The sequence below is a fragment of the Streptococcus sp. Z556 genome, from assembly GCF_053010225.1.
Window position 1 is genome coordinate 151,431 of sequence record NZ_JBRKNU010000005.1, and the last position, 12,808, is coordinate 164,238.

General features: G+C 43.3%; 12 protein-coding genes. 3 read left to right on the forward strand and 9 right to left on the reverse strand.

What is annotated here, in order from left to right:
• Positions 1–9: 9 nt before the first annotated feature.
• The 5 genes from rsgA to ACVC7S_RS07310 form a co-directional block, all read right to left on the reverse strand.
• A complete protein-coding gene (rsgA, locus tag ACVC7S_RS07290; RefSeq protein WP_447266683.1) occupies positions 10–888 on the reverse strand; it encodes a ribosome small subunit-dependent GTPase A in 879 nt (292 codons plus the stop codon).
• Position 889: 1 nt separating this feature from the next.
• The gene (rsmA, locus tag ACVC7S_RS07295; protein WP_447266684.1) at positions 890–1,762 is read right to left on the reverse strand and encodes a 16S rRNA (adenine(1518)-N(6)/adenine(1519)-N(6))-dimethyltransferase RsmA; all 873 of its coding nucleotides are present in this window, start codon (positions 1,760–1,762) and stop codon (positions 890–892) included.
• A complete protein-coding gene (locus tag ACVC7S_RS07300; RefSeq protein WP_447266685.1) occupies positions 1,759–2,091 on the reverse strand; it encodes a hypothetical protein in 333 nt (110 codons plus the stop codon). The genes rsmA and ACVC7S_RS07300 overlap by 4 nt, the downstream gene beginning before the upstream one ends.
• Positions 2,092–2,198: 107 nt before the next feature.
• Positions 2,199–2,765, reverse strand: coding sequence for a ribonuclease M5 (rnmV, locus tag ACVC7S_RS07305; RefSeq protein ID WP_447266686.1), 567 nt, complete (start codon positions 2,763–2,765; stop codon positions 2,199–2,201).
• The gene (locus ACVC7S_RS07310; protein WP_447266687.1) at positions 2,765–3,538 is read right to left on the reverse strand and encodes a TatD family hydrolase; all 774 of its coding nucleotides are present in this window, start codon (positions 3,536–3,538) and stop codon (positions 2,765–2,767) included. Before ACVC7S_RS07310 ends, rnmV begins: the two co-directional genes overlap by 1 nt.
• Before the next feature lie 157 nt (positions 3,539–3,695).
• Between ACVC7S_RS07310 and ACVC7S_RS07315 the strand changes: the two genes are divergently transcribed.
• Positions 3,696–5,540, forward strand: a complete 1,845-nt coding sequence (locus ACVC7S_RS07315; RefSeq protein ID WP_447266688.1) for an APC family permease — start codon at positions 3,696–3,698, stop codon at positions 5,538–5,540.
• Between the two features lie 242 nt (positions 5,541–5,782).
• On the opposite strand, the gene ACVC7S_RS07320 is transcribed toward ACVC7S_RS07315, so the two are convergent.
• From ACVC7S_RS07320 to ACVC7S_RS07330, 3 genes are all read right to left on the reverse strand, one after another.
• Complete coding sequence (locus tag ACVC7S_RS07320; protein ID WP_447266689.1) at positions 5,783–7,747, reverse strand: peptide ABC transporter substrate-binding protein; 1,965 nt, start codon at positions 7,745–7,747, stop codon at positions 5,783–5,785.
• A gap of 143 nt (positions 7,748–7,890) precedes the next feature.
• Positions 7,891–8,025 carry a 50S ribosomal protein L34 gene (rpmH, locus tag ACVC7S_RS07325; protein ID WP_000831905.1) on the reverse strand — a complete coding sequence of 45 codons (135 nt, stop codon included), beginning with the start codon at positions 8,023–8,025 and terminating at the stop codon, positions 7,891–7,893.
• Positions 8,026–8,170: 145 nt separating this feature from the next.
• Positions 8,171–9,385 (reverse strand): pyridoxal phosphate-dependent aminotransferase, encoded by a 1,215-nt coding sequence (locus tag ACVC7S_RS07330; RefSeq protein ID WP_447266690.1) that lies wholly within the window; start codon positions 9,383–9,385, stop codon positions 8,171–8,173.
• 341 nt (positions 9,386–9,726) lie between these two features.
• On the opposite strand from ACVC7S_RS07330, the gene ACVC7S_RS07335 reads away from it, so the two are divergent.
• On the forward strand, positions 9,727–10,179 hold the full coding sequence (locus tag ACVC7S_RS07335; RefSeq protein ID WP_000079162.1) for a universal stress protein: 453 nt from the start codon (positions 9,727–9,729) through the stop codon (positions 10,177–10,179).
• A 37-nt stretch (positions 10,180–10,216) separates the two neighbouring features.
• On the opposite strand, the gene ACVC7S_RS07340 is transcribed toward ACVC7S_RS07335, so the two are convergent.
• Entirely contained in the window at positions 10,217–11,602 is a 1,386-nt protein-coding gene (locus ACVC7S_RS07340) for a Cof-type HAD-IIB family hydrolase (RefSeq protein WP_000453132.1), read from the reverse strand.
• A 65-nt stretch (positions 11,603–11,667) separates the two neighbouring features.
• Here ACVC7S_RS07340 and ACVC7S_RS07345 point away from each other — a divergent pair, with 65 nt between their 5' ends.
• Positions 11,668–12,630: an asparaginase gene (locus ACVC7S_RS07345; RefSeq protein ID WP_447266691.1), complete on the forward strand. Its 963-nt coding sequence runs from the start codon at positions 11,668–11,670 to the stop codon at positions 12,628–12,630.
• The last annotated feature ends 178 nt before the right edge of the window (positions 12,631–12,808 follow it).

Consider the following 12,808-nt stretch of genomic DNA (forward strand, 5'->3'; position numbering starts at 1 on the left):
GGTTTCTCCTTATTTTGGAATTTTTTTGCTGACTTTTTTATAGGTTTCTCTTCGATTTTCAATCTCACTGAGGAATTGCAGGTAGTTGTCAAAACGGAAACTGGCAATGATACCCTCTTCTACTGCTGGCTTAACCGCACAGGAAGGCTCATGAGTATGAGTACAAGTACGGAACTTGCAATCTCGGCTAACAGAGGCAATTTCTGGGAAGGCCTGATTGAGGTCTTCAGCCGTTGTCACTTCATAATCCAGTGATGAAAAGCCTGGAGTATCTGCGATTTTACCACCATTGAGATTGTAAAAACTAACAGCACGAGTGGTATGGCGACCACGACCTAGACTGTCTGAAATTTCTCCTGTTTCAAGATTGAGGTCCGGTGCGATTTTATTGAGAAGGGTTGATTTTCCAACGCCTGTCTGCCCCATAAAGACTGTAGTCTTACCTGTTAACAAGGGCAGGAGTTCTTCCTTACTGGTCACAAAGTCATAGCCAATGGCACCGTAAGTCTGCTGGTAAAAATCCAGCTCTCCCCTATCTTCTAGCAAATCCATTTTAGAAATATAGACAACAGGATGGATGCCCTTGTGTTCCAAGAGAACCAAGAAGCGATCCAGCAAATTGCTATTAAAATCCGGCTCCTTAGCCGACATGATCACCACAGCTTGGTCAATATTGACAATAGGCGGACGGACCAGACTGTTTTTCCGTTCATGAATCTTGAGAATATAGCCTTCTGAGTTTTCCTCGGCAGAAAAGTCTACCCAGTCCCCAACATAGGGTGTATGACCTTTTTTACGGAAATTTCCGCGCGCACGCGTCTGGTAAACTTGACCCTCACTCTCCACATAGTAGAAGCCCGCCAAGGCTTTAATGATTTGTCCCTGCATCTTAGAATCCTTGTCCTTTAAGCGCATCTGCTAAGCTAGCAAATTCTGACAAGCTGAGAGCTTCTCCACGTACACTTGGTGACAAGCCCGCCTGATCTAAAGCCTTGGTCAACTTATCTTTGACTTCTTCGGTCTTGCCAAAGTAGCCTGTTAAATTGTTCCATAAGGTCTTGCGACGATGAGTGAAACTAGCCTTGGAAACCTTAAAGAAGAAATTCTCGTCTTCCACTGCTACAGCCGGCTCTGGACGGCGCACCATTTTCAGGATAGCCGAGTCCACGTTTGGCGCTGGCACAAAGACCGTCCGAGGTACGATAAAGGTCACCTTGGCTGTCATGTAATACTGAACCGCAATCGACAAGCTCCCGTAAGCCTTGGTATTTGGTTGAGCAGAGATACGATCCGCCACCTCTTTTTGCATCATGACCACAAACTCACTAAAAGGAATGCCACTCTCGATCAAGTGCATGAGAATAGGCGTCGTAATGTAGTAAGGCAAGTTGGCTACCACCTTAATGGGCAGGTCAGGATTTTTAAAATTCTGGATATGTTGCGCCAAATCGACTTTGAGAATGTCCTCGTTGACTACGGTCACATTGTCAAAATCACGCAAGGTATCTGCCAAAATCGGTACCAAACGGTGGTCGATCTCAAAGGCCATAACTTGAGCTGCACGCTCAGCCAAAAATTCCGTCAAGGCACCAATCCCTGGCCCGATTTCGATGACATTAACCTGGTCATCAATCTCAGCCGTATCCACGATTTTTTGTAGGATATTGGTATCCGTCAAGAAATTTTGCCCGAAGGACTTTTTAAAGGTAAAACCGTGACGCTCCAGCACTGCCTTGGTCACGCTATAATCTGCAATTCTCATTTATTCTCTTTTCTAATATAGTAAGCTTCTGGAGTATAATAGAGCAAAACAAATAAGGGGGGGCCATCAAATCCTTCCACCATCTCTTTTAGGAGTGCATCTGGATGAATGATTTCTCGTGTTTTGGTAAAATAAGCTCCGTGTTCTCCGTTTCGATTACGAAGTTCCCAAGCAACATTATTCCCTTGGACAGAAGGTAGATAACGCTCCATTTCTAGAAAATCAAAAAAGTCTTTCACCGTCATGTCTTCTGGAATTTCAAATTCTACCTCATGAGATAATACATCATCACCCATACAGACAGAATCTCTATCAACTCGTATTTTCATTTCGCTATTTCCTTGTAAACTTCTATTTAAATATTATCAAAGTGAAGCCACTGATATAAATCTACTTACTTCTATTGTAACACATTCCCCTTACATTTGGTGGCTGCTTAACTATTCTTATAAGATTTCATAGCTTCTTCCACTTCTGCCAAGGTTACTCCAAATAGTTCTAAGCGCTTGAGAAGTTGCTTGCCGTTGGAATAGCCGATTCGGAGAGCCTCTCCTAGATATTCTCTGCGCTTACGGCTGTCTGCTCCCGCTAGAAAACCAAGGCGAATCAAGTCGCTACGACTGATGTCAAACTGACTCTCATGTTCAAATTGTTCTGTAACCTGAGCTAGAGCCGTTTTCAGGTCTTCATAGCTAGCATGCTCAATCCCCAGAGAACCCCCCTTGGTCTTAGACTTGGGAACAGCTTCATCTCGTTTGAGGAAGGCATGCTGAACTGTTGGAATGGCCGTCATAATCATGCGGCGAATCCGCTCCCCATTAAAATCTGGGTCTGTAAAGACAATGACTCCATGACGTTGGTGCAAGCGCTGAATCCGCTCTAGATCATAGTCATTGATGGCAGAACCTCGGGTCTCATAGGTTTCTACATCGAAGTAACGTTTGAGATTGGCCGTATCATCACGACCTTCAACAACGATGACTTGGGAAATTTTCTCTTTCATTACTTGCTGTCCAATCCAAAAATTCGTTCTGCATTTGCAGTTGTTACCGCCGCTAGCTCTTCTGTCGTCATACCACGCAAGTCGGCGATAAAGTCCACTACATAGCGAGTGTAGGCTGTTTTATTTTCACGACCCCGCTTGGGTACAGGTGCTAAGTAAGGCGCATCTGTTTCCACCAAAATCTTGTCCAAAGGTAACTCTTTAGCTGCTTCTTGGATGACAGTTGCCTTCTTAAAAGTCACCACTCCTGAGAAGGAAATAGTCATGCCAAGCGCGACAAACTTCTCTGCCCACTCAAGCGTCCCTGAAAATGAGTGCATAATCCCACCACGAGGACCAACGCCCTCACTTTTAATAATCTCATAGGTATCTTCCAGCGCATCCCGGGTATGGACCACAAAAGGCAAATCCAAGTCCTTAGACAACTGAATCTGACGACGAAAAACCTGCCCCTGCACTTCCTTAGGTGCGGTCATCCAATGGTAGTCCAGACCAATCTCACCCAAAGCAACAACCTTGGGATGCTTAAGCTTTTCAAGCAAGTAAGCCTCGACCTCGTCAGTATATGCACCTGCTTCAGTCGGATGCCAGCCAATAGTCGCGTAGAGTTGCTCATACTCATCTGCCAACTCTAGGGCACGTTCAATGGTTGGCTTGTCAAAACCAACAATATTCATCTGTGTCACATCCATCTCAGCAGCCAAGGAGATTTCTTCTGCCTCACGTCCTGCAAATTCCTCTACATTTAAATGTGTGTGTGTATCAAAAATCATCACTTCTAACCTCGTTTTCTATCTACTATTATAGCAAAAAAACTGACCTCTCTCCTCATCTGTACAAAATATTCTAAAATCCATCGTCCTCTCTTGACGCTATTTTCCCAAAGCAGTATAATAGCACTTATTGAAATTTTCAGAAAAGGAAAATACCATGTTTACAAAATTAAAACAGACTTTTATCGGTCGTCCTCTTAAGTCCTTAACAGAAGGCGAGGGAGGTCTGCTGGGAAAAATGCAGGCCTTGGCCATGTTGTCAAGCGACGCTCTATCTTCCATTGCCTATGGACCTGAACAAGTTATTCTCGTTTTAGTTAGCCTCTCTCCTCTCGCTATTTGGTGGAGCCTCCCTATCGGTATTTTTGTCCTCTTACTCCTCGCTAGTTTGACCATTTCCTATCGTCAAATCATACACGCCTATCCTCAAGGTGGAGGGGCTTATATGGTCACTCGGGAAAACCTCTCTCCCGAACTAGGCTTGATTGCTGGTGGTAGCCTCCTTGTTGACTATATGCTGACCGTAGCCGTATCCGTCGCTTCTGGAGCTGATGCTATTACAGCAGCCATACCTGCCCTCCATCCTTATAATCTTCATATCTCTATTTTCCTAGTCTGCCTGCTCATGCTCTTGAATTTAAGAGGATTGAAAGAAGCTGCCAGCTCACTAATGATTCCTGTCTATCTCTTTATCATCAGCACTGTCTTTCTCTTGCTCTATGGAATCTTTCAACTAGTGACAGGTGCTCTCAGCTATCAGGCAACTTCACCTATTGGGCATGCTGTTCCGAGCCTGTCTATCGTTCTCATTCTAAGAGCTTTTACCAGCGGATCAGCCTCTCTCACTGGGGTTGAAGCTATTTCAAATGCCGTTCCCTTTTTCAAGGCTCCAAAAGAAAAGAATGCCGCTCAAACCTTGACCATTATGTCACTGATTTTAGGTTTTCTTTTTGCAGGCATTACCTTCCTAAACTACTGGATGGGGATTATGCCTCAACACGGAGAAACTATTCTTTCACAGATGGCTCAAGGCATCCTTGGTAATTCCTTCTTAGGTCACCTTGGCTATTATATCTTCCAATTCTCCACAGCCTTGATTTTAGCCGTAGCTGCAAATACTGGCTTTTCAGCCTTCCCTATGCTAGCTTACAATATGGCTAAAAACAAGTACATGCCCCATCTCTTTATGGAAAAGGGGGATCGTCTCGGCTACTCCAACGGTATCCTAACTTTGGCCTTTGGGGCTATGATCCTTCTTCTCATTTTTAATGGCAATACCGAACGTTTGATTCCCCTTTATACTATCGGGGTCTTCGTTCCCTTTGCCCTTTCTCAGACTGGGATGATTCGCCATTGGAAAAAAGAAAAAGGGGCAAATTTCTTAAAACCTGCCCTTGCCAATATCCTTGGAGCTATCATTTGCTACGCGATTGTACTAATCCTGCTCTTTTTCCGTCTCAGTGATATCTGGCCTTTCTTCCCGATTATTCTCGTACTCACCCTACTCTTCTTGGCAATTCACAGTCATTACCAAAAAGTAGCCCAACAACTGCGACTCTATGAAGGAATCGAAAAACGCACCTACGATGGCAATCTGGTTCTCGTCCTAGTAGGAAATGTCACCCGCGTCAGCGTCGGAGCCATTAACTACGCTCAAAGTATCGGTGACGAAGTCCTAGCCATGCATATTTCTACCAAGGAAACAGCAGAAAAAGACCAAGAAATTCTCCAAGAATTTGCCGATTACTTCCCAACCATTACTCTAAAAAACATCGAGACCAGCTACCGCGACATCATCACCCCTACTGTCAAGTATGTCAAACGGATTTCCGAGGAAGCCCAGAAAAAGAACTATACAGTCACTGTTCTGGTACCCCAGTTTATCCCTAATAAACCTTGGCAAAATATTCTACACAATCAGATGAGTCTCAAACTCAAATACGCCCTTCGTTGGCACCAAGACGTCGTTGTCGCTAGCTACTCTTATCACTTAAAAGAATAAAGAAAAGGCCCTACCAGAACCAATAAGTATCTGGTAAGGCCTTTTTCTGAATCCAGTCACTATGCTTATACTCAATGAAAATCAAAGAGCAAACTAGGAAGCTAGCCGCAGGCTGCTCAAAGCAGTGCTTTGAGGTCGTAGATGAAACTGACGAAGTCAGTAATATACCTACGGCAAGGTGAAGCTGACGTGGTTTGAAGAGATTTTCGAAGAGTATTAACTGAAAAGCATGACTAGGAATATCATTGAATATGGTTAGCTAAATCTTCTTGAGCTTTTTTGTTGGACTCAGCTTTTTCTTTTTGCCATTTTTCATAAAGCTCTTGATACTGTTTCACAGTTACGGGCTCCTTTTGCAACTCAACATACTTGTAGTTGTCCGCATCCCCTTTATGTCCGACAAATGAGAAGGCTCCTGTAAATGGTACAGTCTTACGGAAGATTGGATTGGCTCCACCACTTTGAACGGGTAGGAAAAGAGCACTATCTGTTAGCCAAGCTTGAACTTCAGCAAATTTTTCATAGCGAGTCTGAGTATTTTCAACCTCATTCTCTGCCGCATCCAACAACTTCTTATAGGTAGATAGATCAATTTTTTCCTTGACATCATTGTCTTTTCCTGGGGTCAAACCAAGATTTTTTAACTGAGAACCAGATTCTGGATCCAAGAGGTCAAGATAGGTCTTAGGATCAGAGTAATCTCCGCTCCAGCCTGAGATGTCGATGTCATAGTCCTTTTGTTCAGCTGTATCAGCAAAGAAGGTTGCATTGTCTTTCTCGTCTGGAGACAATTGAATCACATCGATAACAATATTGTCTGATCCAAGTGTTTCTTCAACTGTCTGCTTGAAAGAACTTGCTTGCTGTACGTCTAACTTAGCAGTCTGGTCAACCAACATATCTAAATGGATAGGGAAGGTAACACCTTCTGCCTGCAAACTTTCTTTGGCTTTAGCGAATTCTGCCTTGGCTTTATCAGCATTCAAGAAGGCAGGTTGCGCGTCGTTCAGATTGATATTTGACCACTCTGTACCATAGTTGACTATCTTTTCATTGACAGCATCCCCGAAGTTTTTGCTACCGATTTGAACAAAGTTGCTTGGTGTGACTGTGTTTCGAAGAATACGGTCAGCTCCATCTTCTCCATTTGTCTGCGCAGCGTAGGCATGACGGTCAAAGGCAAAGTTAATCGCCTGACGGAAATCTTTATTTTGCATAGCTAGACGTGAATCCGTCTTTTCTTTATCCGTCTGTTTCATGGTTTGATTGTAACTTTGACGGTTGACATTGAAAAGATAATAGAAGGTCACAGCGTTTTGAGGGGTATAAGTAATCTTATCCTCATTCCCTTTTTTCAGCTGGTCAAAGACAGAACTTGTCGGGAAGATACGTCCGTCTGTGTAGTTACCTTCTAAGAATCCTCGAGCCAAACTATCTTGGTCTGAACCATCATAGAAGGAAAGTTTTACCTTCTCAATCTTCACATTGTCCTTATCCCAGTAATTAGGGTTCTTTTCAAACTCAATTAAAGATTTTGATGTGAAAGACTTGAACAAGTATGGCCCATTGGACAGGATGCTAGATGGGGTAACACTTCCAAAATCATCTCCCTTAGATTTCAAAAAGGCTTCATTCACAGGGCTCAAAATCCCCCCGGTTGTCTTCGAATTCCAATAAGACTCTGGCTTGTTCAAAGTGTATTGAAGAGTATAATCATCCACAGCCTTGACTCCAACAGTCTCAAAGTCAGATGTTTTCCCCTCAACATAATCTGCCAAACCTTTGATTGAGTCTTGGACCAAGTACAAGTTTTCAGCCTTTTTATCAGCTGCATACTTCAGACCGGTCACAAAGTCATGAGCTGTCACTTCAGCATATTCTTCTCCCTCAGAGGTATACCACTTAGCTCCTTGGCGGATTTTGTAGGTATAGGTCAAACCATCTTTTGATACTGTCCATGACTCTGCCATAGAAGGGACGAGGTTCCCGTACTTATCATTTTCCAACAAACCATCGATCAAGTTTGTCGTAATACTAGAGGTCGAACCACGTGTTGAAGTGATATAGTCTAATGTATCTGGGTTACTTGCAAATACATATGAGTAAGTTTTATCTGCAGCATTTGACTGCGTTGAGCCACAAGCTGCCATCAAAAAGCTTGCACTCAAAATTCCAGCCCCTAGTAGAAGGGCTTGTGATTTCTTCATATCTGTTCTCCATTTTTATAGTATATGAAATATTATACACTATTTCAGCAAAAATATAAAGCATTTACATACTGATATTATAGGAAAAAAGAAAAGCCAGTAGACTCGAGTTCCTACTGACTTCTTTGTTGAATTCGTTTGGATTAAGCAGCCAAAACTTTGCGTCCTTTACGACGACGAGCTGCCAATACGCGACGACCGTTTTTTGTTGACATACGGTTACGGAATCCGTGTTTGCGCGCACGACGAAGTTTACTTGGTTGATAAGTACGTTTCACGATGAATACCTCCTCATAGATTTTGTATTCGTTTAGCCGGCTATAAAGTGATCAGTTACTAAACATACTTTACTATTCTATCTGATTCTGCCACTTTTGTCAATAGCTCCAAGCAAATGTTTTCTAGCTTTTCCCTATGAAAGCCTTATCTACGATACTGACTCAAGAAACGTGTCATCTTTTCTTGGATTTGTGCCAATTCGTCCACACGAGGGAGGTAAACGATACGGAAATGGTCTGGTTCCTTCCAGTTAAAACCACGACCATGAACCAAGAGAACCTTTTCCTGCTTCAAGAAATCGAGTACAAACTGCTCATCATCATCGATGCGGTACATATTGCGGTCGATTTTCGGGAAGATATAAAGACCCGCCTTTGGTTTAACGGCAGACAAACCTGGAATATCTTGAATGGCATTGTAGATGAAGTTTCTTTGCTCGTAGATCCGTCCACCTGGCAGAAGCAATTCGTCCACCGACTGGTGACCTCCTAGAGAGGTTTGTACGACTTGCTGGGCCAAAACGTTGGAGCAAAGACGCATATTGGACAGCATATTGAGCCCTTCGATATAGCCTTTAACATGTGTCTTAGGTCCAGACAAGACCATCCAACCCACACGAAAACCTGCGATACGGTGAGATTTCGACAGACCGTTCATGCTGACGCAGAAGACATCTGGAGCCAGACTTGCTACAGGTGTATGCACATGTCCGTCCATCACCATGCGGTCATAAATCTCGTCCGCAAAGATGATCAAATCGTTTTGACGAGCAATCTCAATAATATCCAACAAGAGTTCTTTAGGATAGAGAGCTCCCGTCGGGTTATTTGGATTGATAAGGACAATGGCCTTGGTATTAGAGCTAATCTTAGATTTAATATCGTCCAGATCAGGATACCATTCTGCTTCTTCATCACAGATATAGTGAACAGCATTTCCTCCAGCCAAGCTGACAGCAGCCGTCCAGAGAGGATAGTCTGGCATAGGTACCAAGACTTCATCACCGTTATCCAAAAGCCCTTGCATAGACATAACAATCAACTCACTGACACCATTTCCAAGGTAGATATCATCAATATCCACATTGGGGAATTTCTTCAGTTGGCAATACTGCATGATGGCCTTGCGGGCTGAGAAAATCCCTTTGGAGTCAGAATACCCCTCACTATCACGCGCATTCATAATCAAATCATGAATGACCTCATCAGGTGCTGTAAAACCAAACTCAGCAGGATTCCCTGTATTTAGACGCAAAATCTTTTCACCATTTGCGCGCATCCGCATGGCTTCTTCCAAAACCGGACCACGAATATCATAAGCCACATGCTCTAACTTACTAGACTTGTTAAATTCTTTCATCTTTTTTCCTCAATTCATCGAGATAGTAACATTATACCACTAGACAGGCCATGCGACAAGTTTTCTGAAAGGTCTATAAATCCAAATTAGTAAAACCTTACTAAAAATCATACCAATGGAAGAAAAGCAGATCTAACAAAGTCTCATTTGTCCTAAAATAGATTATCCCGGGATAGAGGTAAATAATTTTTTATATTTCATAGACTCTATTTCCATAAAGTGACTCCATAAAGATTCAAGTTTAGCAAAGCCGAATCTTTTGAATGCGTTTATATTTTTTACTTTACTTCTTTGGTGAAAAGGGTTACAATAACAGTAAGAAAATTTCAGGAGGTTTCATTATGGCACAACGTTACCAAAATGTTATGGTCGCAATTGATGGTTCTAAAGAAGCGGACTTGGCTTTCGTCAAGGGTGTTTATACTGCTCTACGTAACGAATCCAAGCTCACCATTGCCCATGTTATTGACACACGCGCTCTTCAAAGCGTGTCTACCTTTGATGCTGAAGTTTACGAAGAACTCCAAGTCGACGCTGAAAGTCTGATGAAGGAGTACGAAAAGCGTGCAAGAGACGCTGGTGTGACTGATATTCACATCGTCATCGAAATGGGAAATCCAAAAACCCTCCTTGCCCGTACTATTCCAGACGCAGAAAATGTCGATCTGATACTCGTTGGTGCAACAGGGCTCAATGCCTTTGAACGCCTCTTGGTTGGCTCTTCATCTGAGTACATTCTCCGCCATGCCAAAGTCGACTTGCTGGTCGTGAGAGAAAGTGAAAAAACATTGTAATCATAAAAAAAGGAGCTCCGTGCTCCTTTTTTATGACTTATTTCTGTTTTTCTTTGTGGCGCTCATAGGCCTTCATCTGGCGTTGGATCTCTTTTCGAATCGCAGCTTCTGGGGCATAATGCTCATCCCAGTCATCTGGTTTTAAAATTTTATGTGTAACTGGATCAAAATGAGCTTTTCCATCAGGGAACATTTTCCCCATATTCGCCTCGTGAACAATATCAAAGATACGTTCCGGATCTACTCCCATCAAGACAAAGCTACCATAGGTAAAGTAGAGAGTATCGATCAAGGCATCAACTTGCCCAATCAAATCTTTTTGGGCCGGTGTCTTTTTCACCACTTTCTCTGCAGCCTTATCAATCGCCTCGTGCATACTTGCAAGCGACTGCTGGAATTCTTCCTCTGAAGAACTTGCTGCACGAACAAACTCTACTAATTCTTCAATTTTAAAGTCTGCACGGTGGGTTGCTCCTTCAACATCCCAGGCCCGTGGTTCTTCTTGGGTTCGTTCATCCATCATGTGGTGGAAGGTTTTGACTTTATTGAAGTGGTAGTCCCGACTAACAAATACCTTTTCTGCTGCTAAAACACCAAAATGTTCGAGTGCCTTGTGGATACCATCTTGTTGGTTACTTGCAGTGATGTGTTTGGCAACCTCTTTGACGCTGTTACTGCCATTTCCCATAGCCACAGACATGCCGACACCCGCCAACATTTCCAGGTCATTGTCTGAATCTCCGAAGGCCATGACTTGGTTGAGGTCGAAACCATATTCTTTCCCAATTAGGCGAATGCCTTCTAATTTTGAATTCCCTTGGTTGATGATATCTGCTGCGAAAGGATTGCTTCGAGTCAATTTCAAATCTTCAAAATCACTAGCAGCTTTCTCCGATTCTTCTGGGGTCATCAGCATTAACACTTGATAGATTGGCTCATTTATCAAACGAAGCAGGTCATCTTCCTTTTGAGGGACTGCCTTGCTAACCATTCGATTAAAGGAACGGCTAACGGTTCTTGTTAAGACAGTCGGGATAAAACGGCTAACCAGCTGTGAAAAGGATCCGAGACCAAAGGACATAATTTTAGAGCCAACAACTGCATGCTCCGTTCCAAGAGCGATTTCTTTACGCTCCTTTTTAGCATAAGCAATCAGTTGACGTAGACTTGACTTAGCAATCGGACTAGCAAAGAGCACTTTTTCTTTATTAAAAATGTATTGGCCGTTGTAGGTCACTGCAAAATCCAAGTCTAAATCTTCCATCAATTCCTTGACAAAGAAAGGCCCCCGTCCTGTCGCCACTCCAACAAGCACCCCTTGTTCTTTCACAATCCGAATTGCGTCCTTAGTGGATTTCAAAACACTCTTACGATCGTTGACTAGCGTTCCATCGATATCAAAAAAAACAGCTTTGACTTCCATCCTATCCCATTCTCCCCTTTTGTGTTACAATGATTATACCACATTTCAGAAAGAGTGAGTAATTCATGCCTAAGAAAATCCTTGTTTTACATACAGGTGGGACTATTTCCATGCAAGCAGACGCCTCTGGCGCAGTTGTGACCAGCCAGGACAATCCCATGAACCATGTCACCAATCCTCTTAAAGGGATAGAAGTCCATGCCCTAGACTTTTTTAACCTACCGAGCCCCCATATCAAACCCAAACACATGCTAGCCCTCTACCATAAGATTAAAGAGGAAGCAGACAACTACGATGGGGTTGTGATTACACATGGGACGGACACTTTGGAAGAAACAGCCTACTTTCTTGATACCATGAAAATCCCCAACATGCCCATCGTTCTAACAGGAGCTATGCGTAGTTCCAACGAACTCGGTAGCGATGGCGTTTATAACTATCTGAGCGCTTTACGAGTCGCCAGCGATGACAAGTCAGCTGATAAGGGGGTCCTGGTCGTCATGAACGATGAAATCCACGCAGCTAAGTACGTCACCAAAACCCATACCACCAACGTCGGGACCTTTCAAACCCCAACACATGGACCACTTGGCCTCATCATGAAGCAAGAAATCCTCTACTTCAAAACGGCTGAGCCACGAGTTCGCTTTGATCTTGATTGCATACAAGGTCTGGTGCCTATCATCTCCGCTTATGCAGGTATGACAGATGAACTGATCGACATGCTGGATTTAGAGCACCTAGATGGGCTAGTCATTCAAGCTTTTGGAGCTGGAAATGTTCCCAAAGAAACAGCCCAAAAATTAGAAACTCTCCTCCAAAAAGGAATTCCAGTCGCCTTGGTTTCACGTTGCTTTAATGGGATTGCCGAGCCCGTCTACGCCTACCAAGGGGGGGGAGTGCAGTTGCAAGAGTCTGGCGTTCTCTTTGTCAAAGAACTCAACGCCCAAAAAGCTCGCCTCAAATTATTGATTGCCATCAACGCAGGACTAAAAGGACAAGCCTTGAAAGACTATATGGAAGGCTAAACCTCTTCGAAAATAAAATTCAAACTACATTAGCGTCGCCTTACCGTATGTATGGTTACTGACTTCGTCAGTCCTATCCACAACCTCAAAACAGTGTTTTGAGCTGACTTCGTCAGTCCTATCCACAACCTCAAAGCAGTGCTTTGAGCAACCTGCGGCTAGCTTTCTAGTTTGCTCT